This is a genomic window from Streptomyces sp. enrichment culture (assembly GCF_964273145.1).
GTDB lineage: Bacteria > Actinomycetota > Actinomycetes > Streptomycetales > Streptomycetaceae > Streptomyces.
This window is the reverse complement of record NZ_OZ186873.1, coordinates 4,066,438-4,082,584: the sequence shown is the minus strand read 5'-3', so window position 1 is coordinate 4,082,584 and position 16,147 is coordinate 4,066,438. Positions and strand designations below refer to the sequence as shown.

General features: G+C 71.9%; 16 protein-coding genes. 9 read left to right on the top strand and 7 right to left on the bottom strand.

Going from position 1 to position 16,147, the window contains the following annotated elements:
- The first annotated feature begins 55 nt into the window (after positions 1-55).
- Positions 56-553: a transcription elongation factor GreA gene (greA, locus tag ACSU6Z_RS18555; RefSeq protein ID WP_437047068.1), complete on the top strand. Its 498-nt coding sequence runs from the start codon at positions 56-58 to the stop codon at positions 551-553.
- Between the two features lie 71 nt (positions 554-624).
- Here the strand turns inward: greA and ACSU6Z_RS18550 are convergent, their stop codons facing one another.
- The 3 genes from ACSU6Z_RS18550 to ilvA form a co-directional block, all read right to left on the bottom strand.
- Positions 625-1,482, bottom strand: coding sequence for an ABC transporter permease (locus tag ACSU6Z_RS18550; RefSeq protein WP_437047067.1), 858 nt, complete (start codon positions 1,480-1,482; stop codon positions 625-627).
- A complete protein-coding gene (locus tag ACSU6Z_RS18545; RefSeq protein WP_437047065.1) occupies positions 1,479-2,459 on the bottom strand; it encodes an ATP-binding cassette domain-containing protein in 981 nt (326 codons plus the stop codon). The genes ACSU6Z_RS18550 and ACSU6Z_RS18545 overlap by 4 nt, the downstream gene beginning before the upstream one ends.
- A 200-nt stretch (positions 2,460-2,659) precedes the next feature.
- Entirely contained in the window at positions 2,660-3,889 is a 1,230-nt protein-coding gene (ilvA, locus tag ACSU6Z_RS18540) for a threonine ammonia-lyase (RefSeq protein WP_437047063.1), read from the bottom strand.
- 144 nt (positions 3,890-4,033) lie between these two features.
- Here ilvA and ACSU6Z_RS18535 point away from each other — a divergent pair, with 144 nt between their 5' ends.
- Positions 4,034-4,558, top strand: a complete 525-nt coding sequence (locus ACSU6Z_RS18535; protein WP_437047061.1) for a MarR family winged helix-turn-helix transcriptional regulator — start codon at positions 4,034-4,036, stop codon at positions 4,556-4,558.
- Positions 4,559-4,671: 113 nt separating this feature from the next.
- Here the strand turns inward: ACSU6Z_RS18535 and ACSU6Z_RS18530 are convergent, their stop codons facing one another.
- Positions 4,672-5,826 (bottom strand): cystathionine gamma-synthase, encoded by a 1,155-nt coding sequence (locus tag ACSU6Z_RS18530; RefSeq protein WP_437047059.1) that lies wholly within the window; start codon positions 5,824-5,826, stop codon positions 4,672-4,674.
- A 117-nt stretch (positions 5,827-5,943) separates the two neighbouring features.
- On the opposite strand from ACSU6Z_RS18530, the gene ACSU6Z_RS18525 reads away from it, so the two are divergent.
- From ACSU6Z_RS18525 to bdeA, 3 genes are all read left to right on the top strand, one after another.
- On the top strand, positions 5,944-7,062 hold the full coding sequence (locus ACSU6Z_RS18525; RefSeq protein ID WP_437047058.1) for a hypothetical protein: 1,119 nt from the start codon (positions 5,944-5,946) through the stop codon (positions 7,060-7,062).
- Between the two features lie 95 nt (positions 7,063-7,157).
- Positions 7,158-7,874 carry a peptide-methionine (S)-S-oxide reductase MsrA gene (msrA, locus tag ACSU6Z_RS18520; protein WP_437047056.1) on the top strand — a complete coding sequence of 239 codons (717 nt, stop codon included), beginning with the start codon at positions 7,158-7,160 and terminating at the stop codon, positions 7,872-7,874.
- 471 nt (positions 7,875-8,345) lie between these two features.
- Positions 8,346-9,284: a bis(hydroxyethyl) terephthalate hydrolase gene (bdeA, locus tag ACSU6Z_RS18515; protein WP_437047055.1), complete on the top strand. Its 939-nt coding sequence runs from the start codon at positions 8,346-8,348 to the stop codon at positions 9,282-9,284.
- Between the two features lie 332 nt (positions 9,285-9,616).
- Here bdeA and ACSU6Z_RS18510 read toward each other — a convergent pair whose 3' ends face one another.
- The gene (locus ACSU6Z_RS18510) at positions 9,617-10,660 is read right to left on the bottom strand and encodes an NAD(P)-dependent alcohol dehydrogenase (protein ID WP_437047053.1); all 1,044 of its coding nucleotides are present in this window, start codon (positions 10,658-10,660) and stop codon (positions 9,617-9,619) included.
- A 172-nt stretch (positions 10,661-10,832) separates the two neighbouring features.
- Here ACSU6Z_RS18510 and ACSU6Z_RS18505 point away from each other — a divergent pair, with 172 nt between their 5' ends.
- The 4 genes from ACSU6Z_RS18505 (at position 10,833) to ACSU6Z_RS18490 (ending at position 14,163) form a co-directional block, all read left to right on the top strand.
- The gene (locus ACSU6Z_RS18505; protein WP_437047051.1) at positions 10,833-11,753 is read left to right on the top strand and encodes a helix-turn-helix domain-containing protein; all 921 of its coding nucleotides are present in this window, start codon (positions 10,833-10,835) and stop codon (positions 11,751-11,753) included.
- A gap of 284 nt (positions 11,754-12,037) precedes the next feature.
- Positions 12,038-12,511, top strand: a complete 474-nt coding sequence (locus tag ACSU6Z_RS18500) for a nuclear transport factor 2 family protein (protein WP_437047050.1) — start codon at positions 12,038-12,040, stop codon at positions 12,509-12,511.
- A 75-nt stretch (positions 12,512-12,586) separates the two neighbouring features.
- The gene (locus ACSU6Z_RS18495) at positions 12,587-13,135 is read left to right on the top strand and encodes a TetR/AcrR family transcriptional regulator (protein WP_437047049.1); all 549 of its coding nucleotides are present in this window, start codon (positions 12,587-12,589) and stop codon (positions 13,133-13,135) included.
- A gap of 194 nt (positions 13,136-13,329) precedes the next feature.
- Positions 13,330-14,163: an endo alpha-1,4 polygalactosaminidase gene (locus tag ACSU6Z_RS18490; protein ID WP_437047047.1), complete on the top strand. Its 834-nt coding sequence runs from the start codon at positions 13,330-13,332 to the stop codon at positions 14,161-14,163.
- 268 nt (positions 14,164-14,431) lie between these two features.
- On the opposite strand, the gene ACSU6Z_RS18485 is transcribed toward ACSU6Z_RS18490, so the two are convergent.
- Together ACSU6Z_RS18485 and ACSU6Z_RS18480 are read right to left on the bottom strand one after the other, a co-directional pair.
- Entirely contained in the window at positions 14,432-14,875 is a 444-nt protein-coding gene (locus ACSU6Z_RS18485) for a winged helix-turn-helix transcriptional regulator (protein ID WP_437047045.1), read from the bottom strand.
- A 221-nt stretch (positions 14,876-15,096) separates the two neighbouring features.
- Complete coding sequence (locus ACSU6Z_RS18480) at positions 15,097-15,969, bottom strand: aldo/keto reductase family oxidoreductase (protein ID WP_437047044.1); 873 nt, start codon at positions 15,967-15,969, stop codon at positions 15,097-15,099.
- Between the last annotated feature and the right edge of the window lie 178 nt (positions 15,970-16,147).

The window sequence follows — 16,147 nt, the reverse complement described above, 5'->3', positions numbered from 1 at the left end:
ACATTCTTCTGGGTAGGGCGATGCTTTGTATTCCCAGTACCTACGAGGAGCACCTGTGACCCAGACCAGCGAGAACGTCACCTGGCTGACCCAGGAGGCGTACAACAAGCTCAAGGACGAGCTTGAGTACCTTACTGGTCCCGCGCGCACGGAGATCGCCGCGAAGATCGCCGCCGCGCGCGAGGAGGGCGACCTGCGTGAGAACGGCGGGTACCACGCGGCGAAGGAGGAGCAGGGCAAGCAGGAGCTCCGCGTGCGTCAGCTGACCCAGCTCCTCGAGACCGCCAAGGTCGGCGAGCCGCCGGCGGCGAACGGCGCGGTGGCGCCCGGCATGGTGGTCACGATCGCCTTCGACGGCGACGAGGACGACACGCTGACCTTCCTGCTCGCCTCCCGCGAGTACGCCAGTTCCGAGATCGAGACCTACTCGCCGCAGTCCCCGCTGGGCTCCGGCGTCATCGGCCACAAGGTCGGCGAGGACGCGGAGTACGAGCTGCCGAACGGCAAGAAGGCCTCGGTGAAGATCCTCAAGGCCGAGCCGTACAACGGCTGACCCGCTCCTTCACCACCGCGGCCCCCGGCGTCCCGTGACGCCGGGGGCCGCGCCGTGCCCTCCCTCGGGCCTCACGCGGCCGCCGAGCGGTACTTCCGCACGGCCAGGGTCCGGAAGACGAGGAGGATCACGGCCGACCAGATCAGCGAGGCCCACACGGGGTGCTGCATGGGCCAGGCGTCGGACGCCCGGAAGCCCGGAGGAAGGTTGCCGAACAGCTCGCGGCACGCCTGCACGGTGGCGCTGAACGGGTTCCACTCCGCGATGTGCCGCAGGAAGGGCGGCATCTGGTTCGCGTCCACGAACGCGTTCGAGATGAACGTCAGCGGAAACAGCCAGATCAGGCCGCCCGAGGTCGCCGCTTCGGGGGTGCGCACGGACAGGCCGATGAGCGCGCCGATCCACGAGAACGCGTACCCGAGCAGCAGGAGCAGGCAGAACCCGGCGAGCACCTTGCCGATGTTCTCGTGCGTGCGCCAGCCGACCAGCAGGGCGACGACCGCGAGGACGAGCAGGGTCAGCGCCGTCTGGACCAGGTCGGCCAGGGTGCGTCCGGTCAGGACCGCGCCGCGCGCCATGGGCAGGGAGCGGAAGCGGTCGATGAGGCCCTTGTGCATGTCGTCGGCGATGCCCGCGCCGGCGCCCGCCGTGGCGAAGGTGACGGTCTGGGCGAAGATGCCGGCCATCAGGAACTCGCGGTAGGCCTGGGTGGAGGTGGACGAGCCGACCCGGATCGAGCCGCCGAAGACGTAGGTGAACAGCACCACGAACATGACGGGCTGGAGCAGCCCGAAGACGAGCATCTCGGGGATCCGGCCCATGCGGATCAGGTTCCGGTGGGCGATGACCAGGGAGTCCCGGACGGACCGGCCGAGGCGGCGGGTGGGCGCCGCGGCCGGCGCGGCGTCGGTGGCGGTGGCGGTGTTCATCGGGCGGTCCCCTCGGGCGTCCCGTCCCCGTCCCCGTCCCGCGCCAGGTGCCCGGTCAGGGACAGGAACACGTCGTCGAGGGTCGGGCGGCGCAGCCCGACGTCGTCCATCTCGATGCCGCGGGCGTCCAGCTCGCGGATGACCTCGGCGAGCAGCCTGGCGCCGCCGGTGACGGGCACGGCGAGCCTGCGCGTGTGCTCCTCGACCGTCGTGCCGCCCGTGCCGAAGCCGCGCAGCACCTCGGAGGCGGCCCGGAGGTGCTCGCGCTCGCGCACCACGACCTCGACGCGCTCCCCGCCGGTGCGGGCCTTGAGCTGGTCGGAGGTGCCCTGGGCGATGACCCGGCCGCGGTCCACCACCGCGATGTCGTGCGCGAGGTGGTCAGCCTCCTCCAGGTACTGGGTGGTCAGCAGCAGCGTCGTCCCGCCGGAGACGAGCTGTCTGATGACCTCCCACAGCTGCTGGCGGTTGCGCGGGTCGAGGCCGGTCGTGGGCTCGTCCATGAACATCACGGGCGGGGAGACGACGAGGGCGGCGGCGAGGTCGAGCCGGCGGCGCATGCCGCCGGAGTACGTCTTGGCGGGGCGGTCGGCGGCGTCCGCGAGGTGGAACTGCTCCAGCAGCTCGGCCGCCCGGCGCTTGGCCGCCCGGCCCGGCATCTGGTAGAGCCGGCCGACCATCTGGAGGTTCTCCCGGCCGGTCAGGTACTCGTCGACCGCCGCGAACTGCCCGGACAGGCCGATGGAGCGGCGTACGGCGTCGGGCTGCCGGAGCACGTCGAGACCCGCGACGACGGCCGTGCCGCCGTCGGGGCGCAGCAGGGTCGTCAGGCAGCGGACGGCGGTCGTCTTGCCCGCGCCGTTCGGCCCGAGGAGCCCGAGGACCGTGCCCTGGGGGACATCGAGATCGACGCCGTCCAGAGCCCTTACCCGGCCGAAGGTCTTCACCAGCCCCTCGGCGTGGATGGCGCCCGGCATATGAGCCTCCCCGTCGTCGGAAGTCCTGCGAAAAGCATGGGTCCATACGCTTTGTTCCACCTGACGGCGAACGGCGCGACCCGACGGCAGGCACACACACAGTAACGCGATGTATCGCGTTGCTCAACGGGGTCGTCCGAACGGGCCGTCCGGACGGCGCTGCCCGAGCGGACGTGTGCGGGCGCGGGCGCCGTCCCGGCTCAGGACATGACCGTGTAACCCGCCTCCCGGAGGGCCCGCCTCACCTCCGCGCAGTGCTCCGGGCCCATGGTCTCCAGGTGCAGCTCGACCTCCGCCTCCGTGAGCCCGAGCCGCGGATCGGTCCGTACGTGGCTGACGTCGAGGACGTTGGCGTCGGCCGCCGACACCACCCCGAGCAGCGTGGCGAGGGCGCCCGGCCGGTCCGTCAGGCGCAGCCGGACGGCCAGGTAGCGGCCCTGCGCGGCCATGCCGTGGCGCAGCACCCGCTGCATCAGCACCGGGTCGACGTTGCCGCCGGACAGCACCGCGACGACCGGGCCCTCGAAGGCGCCGGGCTCGCTCATCAGCGCCGCGACCGGGCTCGCCCCGGCCGGCTCGACGACCAGCTTGGCCCGCTCCAGGCACAGCAGCAGCGCGGTGGACAGCTCGTCCTCGGTGACCGTGCGGACCTCGTCGACCAGGTCGCCGACGATCCCGAACGGCACGTCGCCGGGCCGCCCGACCCGGATGCCGTCGGCCATCGTCGCGGGGTTCTCCACCGCCACCGGGCGCCCGGCGGCCAGCGAGGGCGGGTAGGCCGCCGCGCCCTGGGCCTGCACGCCCACGATCCGCACGTCCGGCCTGAGCGCCTTCACCGCCACGGCGATCCCGGCCGCCAGCCCGCCCCCGCCGATGCCGACGACGATCGTGCGCACCTCGGGGCACTGCTCCAGGATCTCCAGCCCGACCGTGCCCTGGCCCGCGATGACGTCGGGGTGATCGAAGGGGTGGATGAACACCGCGCCGGTCCCGGCCGCGTACTCCTGGGCGGCGGCCAGCGTCTCGTCGACGACCTGGCCGTGCAGGCGCACCTCGGCGCCGTACTCCCGCGTCGCGCTGATCTTCGGCAGCGGGGCGCCCCTCGGCATGAACACCGTCGACCGCACCCCGAGCAGCGACGAGGCCAGGGCCACCCCCTGCGCGTGGTTGCCGGCGCTCGCGGCGACCACGCCGGCGGCCCGCTCCTCGGGCAGCAGCCCGGAGATCCGGACGTAGGCGCCGCGCAGCTTGAACGACCCCGTCCGCTGGAGGTTCTCGCACTTGAGGTGCACCGGCGCGCCGGTGATCCGGGACAGGTGCCTGCTGCCCTCCATCGCCGTCACCCGCGCCACGCCCGAGAGCATCTTCTGGGCGCCGCGCACGTCGTCGAGGGTGACGGGGCGCGGGGAGGGGGCCGTGCTGTAGCTCATGGCTCCAGCATCGCAGTTCACCGGTGCTGGGGCGGGCCGTGACCACGGCGCGGAATCCGCTTCGCGCAGCGCCGGTACGCCTCGCCGTCCGGCCGCGTACCCTGTCCCCCAACCAGCAGCCCTCCACGAAGTGAGCCTCCGGCCATGCCCACAACACCTGAGATGTCGACGGACCCGACGACCGTCGGTGACAGCGGTCTCCTGGACACGCTGCAGCACGAGGTGGCGGTGTTCGCCCGCCGTGCCGAGCAGACCCGTCTCGGCGGAGTCGGCCAGGTGCGCAATTCGATGGACCGTGCCGCGTACCTCCTGCTCAACCGGCTCGACAAAGAGGGCCCGATGGGCGTCAAGGCGCTCGCCGCGAGCATGGGTATCGACTCCTCGACCGTCACCCGGCAGGTGGCCCCGCTCGTCGACGGCGGACTGGTCAAGCGCACCTCCCACCCCGAGGACGGGCGCGCGGTGGTGCTCCAGCTCTCCCCGCGCGGGGCGGCGCGCCTGGAGGAGGTACGGGACTCCCGGCGCCGGCTGATGGCCGAGCTGACCCGGGACTGGGCGCCGCAGGAGCGGGAGGTGTTCTGCGCGCTGCTCACCCGCTTCAACGGCGCGCTGTCCGCGCGGATGTCGGCGCAGGGGACGCCGGGCGGCGAGGCGCCGCCGGCCTCCTAGGAAGGTGCTGAAGATCTTGGAATTGCGCCCGGCTCGCACCGCTTCGGACGGGGCGGCGCCCACTGGCGGTCCAGGATGAGCCGGGCGGTCAGGACAGGATCTTCGGCGGTCCTCTAGCCGAGCGCCTGCTGCAGGTCCTCCAGCAGGTCGTCGGCGTTCTCGATGCCGACGGACAGGCGCACCAGGTCGGCGGGCACCTCCAGGGCGGAGCCGGCCGCGGAGGCGTGGGTCATCCGTCCGGGGTGCTCGATGAGCGACTCGACGCCGCCCAGGGACTCGCCGAGCGTGAACACCTTCGCGCGGTTGCAGACCTCGACGGCCGCCTCCTCGCCGCCCTCGACGCGGAACGACACCATGCCGCCGAACGCCCTCATCTGCTTGGCGGCGATCTCGTGCCCGGGGTGCTCGGGCAGCCCCGGGTACAGGACGCTCGTCACGCGCGCGTGCCGGGTGAGCATCTCGGCGACCTTGGCGGCGTTCTCGCTGTGCCGGTCCATCCGCACGGCGAGGGTCTTGGTGCCGCGCAGCACCAGCCAGGAGTCGAAGGGGCCGGCGACCGCGCCCATCGCGTTCTGGTGGAACGCCAGTTCCTCGCCGAGCTCCGGGTCGGAGACGATCAGCGCGCCGCCGACGACGTCGGAGTGGCCGCCCATGTACTTGGTCAGGGAGTGCACGACGACGTCCGCGCCGAGCGAGAGCGGCTGCTGGAGGTACGGCGTGGCGAAGGTGTTGTCGACGACCAGCTTCACGCCCGCGTCCCGGGCGACCTGGGCGAGGGCGGCGATGTCGGTGATGCCGAGCAGCGGGTTGGAGGGCGTCTCCACCCACACGGCCCTGGTCCTCGGGGTGAGGGCGGCCCGTACGGCGGCGGGGTCACCGCTGTCGGCCACGGACCACTCCACGCCCCAGCGGGAGGCAACCTTGGCGAAGAGGCGGAAGGTGCCGCCGTAGGCGTCGTTGGGGATCACCACGTGGTCGCCCGGGCGCAGCAGCGTGCGCAACAGGCAGTCCTCGGCCGCCAGTCCGGACGCGAACGCCAGGGCGCGGCGGCCGCCCTCCAGGGCGGCCAGGTTCTCCTCCAGCGCGGTGCGCGTCGGGTTGGCGCTGCGGCTGTACTCGTAGCCGCCGCGCAGGCCGCCCACGCCGTCCTGCTTGTAGGTCGACACCTGGTAGATCGGCGGGACGACCGCGCCCGTCAGGGGGTCGGCGGTGTTGCCCGCGTGGATCGCGAGCGTCTCGAAGTGCTGACTGATGTGCCTGTCGCTCATGGGCCCGAGCGTAGTGCGCGAGCGGTCCCGGCGGGTTCGCGAGCGGTCCCGGCGGGTTTTCCACAGGGCCGCCGCACGGGTTGGCCAATTGTCGGCGCCGTCTGGTTCGCTGGTGGCATGGAGATTCTCTGGGTCCTGATGGCACTGGTCATGCTCGGCTTCGTGCTGCTGCCCGTCCTGCGGCGCCGGCGCGGCATGATCGAGCAGGTACCGCCCGGTCATCCGGACGCGGCCGACCCCGCGCACTACGGGTTCGTGCGGGAGGAGGAGCTCGACGTCCGCCTGCCCGGCCCCGACCAGGACCTAGTGGACGTCCTGGGCGTCGTCCAGCGGACGCGGGATCACCGGGCGGCGCAGCAGCTCCTGGCCGGTACGGACGCGGAGGGCGAGCTGCGCTGGCAGCGCGTGCAGGCCTTCGCGGGCGCCGCGTCGCTGGAGCTCCAGCAGCGGCCCGGCGGGGTGGGCGAGATCCCGGGCGGGCAGTGGCTGCGGGTGTGGCGCACCGAGGCGCCCAAGGACGCCGGGGGCGCGGCGGTGCACGCCGAGTTCCTGGTGCAGCAGGCGTGGCGGACGTCGGTGCCCGGCACGGACGAGTTCCGGATCATCATGGAGGAGGCGAGGGCGGCGTGCGGCGACGCGGCGCTGCTGGCCCCCGGCGACCCGGTCCCGTACATCATCGAGCTGTCGGTGGCCCGCGGCCTGGGCTACCCGCGCCAGGAGTTCGAACAGCTCTGGCTGAAGATCCTGGACCGCGCCCCGGCGCACATGGGCGCGCACCTGGCCGCGCTGCACTACTGGTGCGAGAAGTGGCACGGCTCGCGGGAGCTGGCGTACTCCTTCGCCGAGGCCGCCGCGGCCCGCGCGCCCCGGGGCTCGCTGCTGGCCGCGATGCCGCTGTTCGCGGTGTTCGAGCACCTCCCGGAGGTGAACCTGGTCAGCGGCTTCTACCGCAGCGAGGTCGTGACCAAGGCGATCCACGGCGCGCTGCACGCGGTCCACTCGGCCCGCCCCGACGACCCGATGCTCGCGCACGTCCGCCACATGCTGGTCTTCTTCCTGGTCCGCGGTGAGCGCTGGGCGGAGGCCATGAACCAGCTCATACACATCGACGGCCACGTCGGCGCCCTGCCCTGGACGCTGTCCCCGGACCCGGCGGCGGAGTTCGCCGTCTACCGGGCGCTGGCGGTGGCGGGTTTCGAGGCCAACGGCGGCAGCCCGGCGAGCCTGCCCCACTGATCCCGTACGGGCCCGGGTGGGGCAAAGGGGGGCCGGAATTCCGGCCCCTCCCCGTGCGTTGACCCGATCGTCGCCCCGATTGGAGACGAGACCGCATGTTCCTGTCCCACCGCACTCCCCAGATGCCGACTCCCGAGCAGGCGCTGCCCGGCCGCCCGGAGCCGGCCTTCACGGTCCCCGGCCGCCACACCGTCCTCGGCAACCCGCTCCTCGGCCCCTACCCCGAGGGCCTGGAGATCGCCGATTTCGGCCTGGGCTGCTTCTGGGGCGCCGAGCGCAGGTTCTGGCAGCTTCCGGCGGGCGTGTGGACGACCCTGGCCGGTTACCAGGGCGGTTACACGGAGAACCCCACCTACGAGGAGGTCTGCTCGGGCCTGACCGGCCACACGGAGGCCGTCCGCGTCGTCTACGACCCGGAGGTGATCTCCTACGGGGAGCTCCTGAAGACCTTCTGGGAGTCCCACGACCCCACTCAGGGCTTCCGCCAGGGCAACGACGTCGGCACCCAGTACCGCTCGGCGATCTACACCCACACCCCGGCCCAGGCCGAGGCCGCCGAAGCCTCCCGCGCGGCCTACCAGCGGGTCCTGACGGCCTCCGGTCACGGCACGATCACCACGGAGATCCTCCCGGCCCAGGACCGCCCGTTCTATCCGGCCGAGGCGTACCACCAGCAGTACCTCGACAAGAACCCGGCGGGGTACTGCGGGCTCGGCGGGACGGGCGTCGAGCTGGACGGCCCGTTCGAGACGAACTGGGGGGCGTCCTGCCCGACGGGCGTCGCGCCGGCTCCGGAGCCGGGGGAGAAGTAAGCGGTCGCCGCGCTCACGGACTTCGAGCCGTCCCCGTGGTCCCCGGTCGTCCGTCCGGGGACCACGCGCGTTCGCGCCGGGCGCCGGCGCGGCCCGGGCGCGTCCACCGGCGAATGCCGTCTCCCCGCGCCGCCGGGAACTCCCCGGGACGGGACGCCGTGGTGTGAGATGAGCCACTGATAGTGCGGCGCCGGACCGTCTCCGCTCCGCGCGAAAAGCACAACAAGTGACCTTTGATTCCCGTTCGTTCAGCGGACCGGTTAACTATTCGGCCACCTGGATTTCCGAAAAGCTGTTGTCCGGCCGAGGGGCGGCCGCGGGGTGCGTGACCGCGCCCCGCTTTCCCCTTTATATTTCCGGTCCCCGATGAATGGCGGCCAGTTGGCGGCACCAGTTGTCCGCGGGCGACTCGGCACTGCCCGCGGTGCTGTTCCGCCCTGGCTGCCGTCCGTCACAGCGAAAGGAACATCCGTGCAGCTTTTCGCCCGCCGACCCGCTTCCGGCGCGACCCCCGACGCGCCCGGGACCGGCAGCCGCCGCCGACGCCGCTACGGCGTGCTGACCGCCGGCCTGGCCGCCGTCGCGGGTCTGGCCACCACGCTCTCCCCGAGCGCCGGCGCCGCGGAGAACCCCTACGAGCGCGGGCCGGCCCCCACCACCGCGAGCATCGAGGCCTCACGCGGTCCGTACGCCGTCTCCCAGACCTCCGTCTCCTCCCTGTCCGTCACCGGCTTCGGCGGCGGCACGATCTACTACCCCACGAGCACCGCCGACGGCACCTTCGGCGCCGTGGCGATCTCCCCCGGGTACACCGCGCGGCAGTCCTCCATCGCCTGGCTCGGGCCGCGGCTGGCCTCCCAGGGCTTCGTCGTCTTCACCATCGACACCAACACCACCTCCGACCAGCCCGCCAGCCGCGGTCGCCAGCTCCTGGCCGCGCTGGACTACCTCACCGAGCGCAGCAGCGTCCGCAACCGCGTCGACGCCACCCGCCTCGGCGTGATGGGCCACTCCATGGGCGGCGGCGGCGCGCTGGAGGCGGCCAAGAGCCGGCCGTCCCTGCAGGCGGCGATTCCGTTGACCGGGTGGAACCTCGACAAGACCTGGCCCGAGATCGAGACCCCGACACTGGTCGTCGGGGCGGACGGCGACACCGTCGCCCCGGTGTCCTCGCACTCCGAGCCGTTCTACCAGAGCCTGCCGAGTTCACTCGACCGGGCTTACCTGGAATTGAACAATGCTTCCCACTTCACCCCGAACAGCTCGAACACCACGATCGCGAAATACAGCATCAGCTGGCTGAAGCGGTTCATCGACAATGACACCCGCTACGAGCAGTTCCTGTGCCCGCTGCCGCGGCCGAGCCTGACCATCGAGGAGTACCGCGGCAACTGCCCGCACACCTCCTGATCAGGGTTCCGCCCGCTCGGCCGGCGGCCGCCCGCCGCCGGCCGAGCCCGGGGCCGTGGCCCTGCCGGCCTCCGGGAACGCCGGTCTCGCCACGGCCTCCTTCCACGTGGGCCCGGGACGGCACGCCGTGCCGGTCCCGGGCCGCGGGCTCCGGTCGCGCCGCGCGACCGCGCGGCGCGTCCGGAGCCGGTGATCGGCGTGGCGTCGCCGCAGCCGCGGGCGGAGTGCCGCGCACCGCTCACCGGCGCCCGCCTCCGGGCCGGTCCCCCGCGCGGTGCTCCGGGCCGCGGGTGTCAGCCGCCGCGGCCCGGCGGCCCCGCGCCGGATCGCCGTCAGATCGTCGCCGTGTCGATCACGAACCGGTAGCGGACGTCGCTGGCGAGCACCCGCTCGTACGCCTCGTTGATCTCCGACGCGGCGATCAGCTCGATCTCGGCGCCGATGCCGTGCTCGGCGCAGAAGTCCAGCATCTCCTGGGTCTCGCGGATGCCGCCGATGCTGGAGCCGGCGAGGGTCTTGCGGCCGCCGATCAGCGAGAAGAGGTTGAGGGAGACCGGCTCCTCGGGGGCGCCGACGTTCACCAGGGCGCCGTCCGTCTTCAGCAGCCCCAGGTACGCGCCGAAGTCGAGCGGGGCCGACACCGTGGAGAGGATCAGGTCGAAGCTGCCCGCGAGCTGCTCGAAGGTGGCCGGGTCGCTGGTGGCGTGGTAGTGGTCGGCGCCCAGCTTCAGGCCGTCGTCCTTCTTGCGCAGGGACTGCGACAGCACGGTCACCTCGGCGCCGAGGGCGTGCGCGATCTTGACGCCCAGGTGGCCGAGGCCGCCCATGCCGACGACGGCGACCTTCTTGCCGGGGCCGGCGTTCCAGTGCTTCAGCGGGGAGTACGTGGTGATGCCGGCGCACAGCAGGGGCGCGGCCTTGTCCAGGGCCAGCCCGTCGGGGATGCGGACGACGTAGTTCTCGTCGACGACGATCTTCTGCGCGTAGCCGCCGTGGGTGGGCTGCCCGTCCTTGCCGATGGCGTTGTACGTCATCACGGCACCCTCGACGCAGTACTGCTCCAGGCCCGCCTTGCAGTACTCGCACGTGCGGCAGGAGTCGACCATGCAGCCCACGCCCACCCGGTCGCCGACGGCGAACCTGGTCACACCGGGGCCGACCTGGGAGACCACGCCCGCGATCTCGTGACCGGGGACCATCGGGAAGATCGACTCTCCCCAGCCCTCGCGGACCTGGTGGATGTCGGAGTGGCAGATGCCGGCGAACTTGATGTCGATCAGGACGTCGTACGCACCGACCTCTCGCCGCTCGATGGTGGTGCGCTCCAGCGGAGCCTTGGCGGCGGGGGCTGCGTACGCGGCAACAGGGGTGGTCATGCCGGGGTCTCCTAGCAAAGGTGGTGCGTGCCCGGCTGCCTTTCCGCCGGGCATGGCGTCCAGCCTGCCCGGAAGACCGTGACTCACCCAGACCACGGCTTTGCCTACGTTCGCCGTGCGTACCACTGGCGGGGTCAGTCTGCTGTGTGTACGACCGTGAATACTGGAACATATGGATGCACAGCCCGACCTGCCCGATCCCGCGCACGAGGCCGGCGGGGGCCTGGACCGGCGTGCCGAGCTGAGCGAGTTCCTGCGCTCCCGGCGGGCCCGGCTGAAGCCCCAGGACGTGGGACTGCCGGCGTACGGGCACCGCCGCCGGGTGCCGGGGCTGCGCCGGGAGGAGCTGGCGCAGCTGGCCGGGGTGTCGGTGGCGTACTACACGCGCCTGGAACAGGGCAACGGGCGGAACGTGTCGGCGGAGGTGCTGGACTCCATCGCCCGCGCGCTGCGGCTGAGCGACGCCGAGCACGCGCACCTGACGCACCTGGCGAAGCCGAAGCGGCACAAGAGGAAGGCGGCGGCGCGCGCGCAGCAGGTGCGGCCCGCGCTGCGGCACCTCTTGGACTCCCTCGACGGCGTGCCCGCGTACATCACGGGCCGGCGCACCGACGTCCTGGCCTGGAACCGGACGGCGGCGGCCCTCTTCGGCGATTGGGACGAGCTGCCGGCGCAGGAGCGGAACTGGGCGCGGCTGGTGTTCCTCAGGCCCGCCTACCGCGAGCTGTTCGTGGACTGGGAGCAGAAGGCGTCCGACCTGGTCAGCTACTTGCGCCTGGACGCGGGCTGCCATCCGGACGACCCGCGGCTGGCGGCCCTGGTGGGCGAGCTGTCCGTGAAGAGCGAGGAGTTCCGGCGGCTGTGGGCCACGCACGACGTGAAGGAGAAGAGCTACGGGGTGAAGCGGCTGCGGCATCCCCTGGCCGGTGAGCTGACGCTGTCGTTCGAGACGTTCCGGCTCGTCGACGACGGCGAGCAGTCCCTGATCACGTACCACGCCGACCCGGGCTCCCCGTCGGCCGAGGCGCTGCGCCTGCTGGCGAGCTGGGGGGCGGACGCGACGCGCTCGGGGACGGCGGCGCGGACGTCCTGACGCTCCGGTGGGATTCCGCGTTCCGAGCCGGCGGTTGCCGCTGTCCGGGTGTGGGGAGACCCGAAGGCGACCAGTGGCGCACCCGGCGGCGGAAGACGTCACTTGACGCCTGGATGTAAGCGGTCTATTACTTACATAGGGCGAGTGCGCCGGATCGAACCGGTGTGTCACGCAAGGCCATCCCGTTGACTTCAGAGCTGGAGGGCCCCTCTTCGGGCTGGCAAGTAAGCGGTCAACCGCTTATATCTCATGTCGATCACCACCACAGAGAGTGACCTTCCGTCATGGCAGACACCCCTTCCATTCCGCAGAACACCGAGGCCGTCCGGGCCGCCGCCCGGCAGGTGTTCCGGGACCACCTCGACCTCCTGACCGCCGGGCGGGTCGACGAGTGGGTCGAGCTCTTCACCGAGGACGGAGTGCTGGAGTTCCCGTACGCCCCGAAGGGCTACACCACCCGGCTCGTGGGCAGGGAGGAGATGCTCGGTTACATCCGCAACTTCCCCAAGGCCTTCCGCTTGAGGATGACCGACGTGCGCATCCACGAAACCGTCGACCCCTCGCTGGTCATCGCGGAGCTCAGGTCCGAGGGCGTCGCCCTGGAGACCGGCCGCCCCTACAACCAGAGATACATCTCGGTGGTCGAGACCGTGGACGGCAGGATCAGCCGCTACGTCGACTACTGGAACCCGCTGATCGCCATGGAGGCCCTCGGCGGCAGCACCGAGGACATGATCACAGCGTTCGGCGAGGGCTGAGTACGCCCGCCGAGCACGTCCGCACGGACCACTCGGTGGTTTGACGCACTTCCATGAAAGTGGTTGATTACTTCCATGGAGACCAGGAGGCGACAGCGTTCCACCGCCGACGAGCGCCGGGCCACGGTCATGCGCACGGCCATCAAGACGTTCGCCGCGCGGGGCTACTACGGAACCTCCACGACGGACGTCGCCAAGGCCGCGGGCATCTCTCAGGGGTACCTGTACCGGCTGTTCAAGGACAAGGAAACGCTGTTCGTCGCCCTGGTCGACTACTGCTCGGACCGTCTGCGCGAGTCCGTGGCCGCGGCGGCGGCGTCGGTGTCGAGCACCGACCCGCAGGCGGTCATGCAGGCACTGACCACCTCGTACGACGAGGTCATCGCCGACCGGGACGTGCTGATGATCCTCATGCACGCCCAGGGCTGCGCCGGCGAGCCCGGCATCGGTGAGGCCGTGCGCAGGTGCTACGCCAAGCAGGTCGAGTACGTCCGCGCCGTCTCCGGCGCCTCCGAGGAGCAGATCCGCCGCTACTTCGCGGACGCCCTGCTCAGCAACGTCCTGGTGGCGATCGACGCCGCCGCCGTCGACGCCCCCTGGGCACGCACGCTGCGCGGCCGGTGACCCGAGCCGGGCATGTGCCGGCGCGGCGGCTCCGCCGGGGAGCGGCGCGGTTCCGTGGTCCTCCGGCTCCCCGAGCGGCCGTCGGCGATGCCACGGCCCGCCGGCCTGCCCGGCGGTGGAGCCGCTCCACCACCGCGAACCGCCATCCCGCCGCCACGTTCGAGGCGGAAACGATCCCATGGAGTCCACCGACCATGCGCACCGCCCGCCGCTTCCCCGCACTGCTCTCGGTGTCGGCCGCCCTTCTCCCCCTCCTGGTCACGGCGTGCACGGACGGCACCCCCGGCAACGGCCAGGACGCGGGCGAGCCCGCCCTACCGCCCGTGCACGCCGCATTCGACTACCAGCTCGGCGGCGCCTACGCACCGCCGGACGGGGTGGACATCGTCGTCCGCGACCACACGGCGTCCCCTGCGCCCGGCGTCTACAACATCTGCTACGTCAACGCCTTCCAGGCCCAGCCCGGGAAGGAGAAGGACTGGGACCCCGACCTCCTGCTGCGCGACGGCGCCGACGAAGTGGTCATGGACGAGGAGTGGGGCGAGGCGATGCTCGACATCAGCACCCCCGCCAAGCGCGAACGGATCGCGGAGAAGGTGAACGGCTGGATCGACCAGTGCGCGTCCAAGGGGTTCCGGGCCGTCGAGCCCGACAACTACGACAGTTACACGCGGGCTCCCGGCAACCTGCTGAGCGCGGACGACGCGAAGGCCTTCCTCGGGCTGCTCGCCGTGCACGCGCACGGGAAGGGCCTGGCCATCGGCCAGAAGAACACCGCCGAACTGGCCCCGGCGCGCAAACAGGTGGGCCTCGACTTCGCCGTGGTGGAGGAGTGCGGGATGTACGAGGAATGCGACGACTACGTCGACGCGTTCGGCCCCCACGTCATGGTCGTCGAGTACAGCGAGCGGGGACTGCGAGCGGTCTGTGACGGCTGGGGCGACGAGATCAGCGTCGTCCGCCGCGACATGGACCTCGTGGCGAAGGGAAGTCCCGGCTACCTGCGGAAGACCTGCGGGAACGGATGAGAAGCGCCGGGCACGATCCGGGGAGCGGCTGCCGGCTCCGCCGCTGCCGCCGCTGTCCCGGCGGCAGCGTGCTCCCGACCGGGTAGCGCGTGCCGGTGTGACGTACGTACCGGGGACCGGAATCGGCCCGACGCCAGCGCCGGTGCGCCGCACACGAGGTGCGCCGGCGGGACATCGCCTTCCCCGCGTCCGTCCCCCGGCGGCCGGAATCGGAAGACACCGTGGCGGCAACGCTTGCCGGGAGGAGTCCGCACGGTGCAGCGCCCTCTCAGGCGATTCGGGTGTCGTAGGCCTCGCGGTTGGCGAGCACCTCATCCATGTGCACCTCGGCCCAGGTCTTGAGGCCGCGCATCGTCTCGTACAGCGACAGGCCGAGACCGGTCAGCTCGTAGGAGACGGTGACCGGCACGGTCGGCACCACGGTGCGGGCCACCAGGCCGTCGCGTTCCAGGGAGCGCAGCGTCTGGGTGAGCATCTTCTGGCTGACGCCGGCCAGCAGGCGGGCCAGCTCCGAGTAGCGCATCGCCCGGGGCTCACCGGTGCAGTCGGCACCCGGGCGGTGCGCGCTGTCGCTGCCGAGCGCGGCCAGGACCAGCGTGACCCACTTGTTGGAGAGCCGGTCCAGCAGCTTGCGGCTGGGGCAGGCCGCCACGAAGGCGTCGTACTCCGCCTTGGCCTGCGCCCGCTGCTGCGCCGCCGTCATCGTCGCCATCTGCCGCTCCTTACGCCTGTCGGTGCTTCACCCACTCCGCAGCACGCACTTCCTTTCGGGAAGCTACATACTCATCATGGCGCAAGCGTCCTCCAGGTATCACACCGTGGTGCCGTCAGATGACGTGAACCGTCGAGGCCGTCCGCGCACGGGTCCCGCGGCCGGCCGGGGATCTTCCGGGGCCTCCCCCTGTCCCGCGGGAAGGCCCGCGCCTGCCGTTGTCAGCGACCGATCTTGTCCAGCTCGGCGAGGTCCTCCTCGGAGAGTGGGAGGCCCGCGCCGGCGATGTTCTCGCGCAGGTGCGCGACCGACGAAGTGCCCGGAATCAGCAGGATGTTCGGCGACCGCTGCAGCAGCCAGGCCAGGGCGACCGACATCGGTGTCGCGCCCAGCCGGGAGGCCACGGCCGTGAGTGCCGAGGACTGCAGCGGACTGAAGCCGCCGAGCGGGAAGAAGGGCACGTAGGCGATGCCCTGCTCGGCGAGTTCGTCGATCAGCTCGTCGTCCTGGCGGTGGGCGAGGTTGTACATGTTCTGCACGCACACGATCGGTGCGATCGCGCGTGCCTCGGCGACCTGCTCCGCGGTCGCGTTGCTCACGCCGAGGTGACGGATCAGGCCCTGCTGCTGGAGTTCGACGAGTGTCTCGAACGCCTCGGCGAGCGAGCCGGGCCGGGGGCCCTGGGCGTCGCCGAGCCGGAGGTTGACCACGTCCAGCCTCTGGAGACCGAGTCCTTCCAGGTTGTGGTGGACGGCCCGGCGCAGGTCTTCGGGCCTGCGGGCCGGGGGCCAGCCGCCCTGCTCGTCGCGGACCGCGCCGACCTTGGTCACGATGTGCAGCGCCTCGGGGTAGGGATGCAGCGCTTCGCGGATCAGCTGGTTGGTGACGTGCGGCCCGTAGGCGTCGGCTGTGTCGATGTGGGTGATGCCGAGGGCGGCGGCCTCGCGCAGGACGGCGAGTGCGCCGTCGTGATCGGCGGGCGGGCCCATGACCCGGGGGCCGGCGAGCTGCATGGCGCCGTAGCCGAACCGGGTGACGACCAGGTCGCCCAGGGCCCAGGTGCCGCCGGGAAGCGAGGCGGGGATCGTGCTCATCGCTTGGTCCTTCCTGTGGAGCCGGTGGGGAGTCGGGAAGTGCTTTCTGACGGCGCCTTGCACCATTCTGGGAAAGCGGCTCTCCCTCGGGAAGAAGGCACTTCAAGGTGCGTAGGGCACCCGCAGGTGGGAGGAGCACCGGATGGCGACGGGGGCCGGCCCGGTCAGGGCGCGGGCC

Bases quoted from the DNA above. Each gene is read 5' to 3' on its own strand.
- ACSU6Z_RS18550 (WP_437047067.1), bottom strand. From the start codon at position 1,482: ATGAACACCGCCACCGCCACCGACGCCGCGCCGGCCGCGGCGCCCACC.
- ACSU6Z_RS18545 (WP_437047065.1), bottom strand. From the start codon at position 2,459: ATGCCGGGCGCCATCCACGCCGAGGGGCTGGTGAAGACCTTCGGCCGG.
- ilvA (WP_437047063.1), bottom strand. From the start codon at position 3,889: ATGAGCTACAGCACGGCCCCCTCCCCGCGCCCCGTCACCCTCGACGAC.
- ACSU6Z_RS18535 (WP_437047061.1), top strand. From the start codon at position 4,034: ATGCCCACAACACCTGAGATGTCGACGGACCCGACGACCGTCGGTGAC.
- ACSU6Z_RS18530 (WP_437047059.1), bottom strand. From the start codon at position 5,826: ATGAGCGACAGGCACATCAGTCAGCACTTCGAGACGCTCGCGATCCAC.
- ACSU6Z_RS18525 (WP_437047058.1), top strand. From the start codon at position 5,944: ATGGAGATTCTCTGGGTCCTGATGGCACTGGTCATGCTCGGCTTCGTG.
- msrA (WP_437047056.1), top strand. From the start codon at position 7,158: ATGTTCCTGTCCCACCGCACTCCCCAGATGCCGACTCCCGAGCAGGCG.
- ACSU6Z_RS18510 (WP_437047053.1), bottom strand. From the start codon at position 10,660: ATGACCACCCCTGTTGCCGCGTACGCAGCCCCCGCCGCCAAGGCTCCG.
- ACSU6Z_RS18505 (WP_437047051.1), top strand. From the start codon at position 10,833: ATGGATGCACAGCCCGACCTGCCCGATCCCGCGCACGAGGCCGGCGGG.
- ACSU6Z_RS18500 (WP_437047050.1), top strand. From the start codon at position 12,038: ATGGCAGACACCCCTTCCATTCCGCAGAACACCGAGGCCGTCCGGGCC.
- ACSU6Z_RS18495 (WP_437047049.1), top strand. From the start codon at position 12,587: ATGGAGACCAGGAGGCGACAGCGTTCCACCGCCGACGAGCGCCGGGCC.
- ACSU6Z_RS18490 (WP_437047047.1), top strand. From the start codon at position 13,330: ATGCGCACCGCCCGCCGCTTCCCCGCACTGCTCTCGGTGTCGGCCGCC.
- ACSU6Z_RS18485 (WP_437047045.1), bottom strand. From the start codon at position 14,875: ATGGCGACGATGACGGCGGCGCAGCAGCGGGCGCAGGCCAAGGCGGAG.
- ACSU6Z_RS18480 (WP_437047044.1), bottom strand. From the start codon at position 15,969: ATGAGCACGATCCCCGCCTCGCTTCCCGGCGGCACCTGGGCCCTGGGC.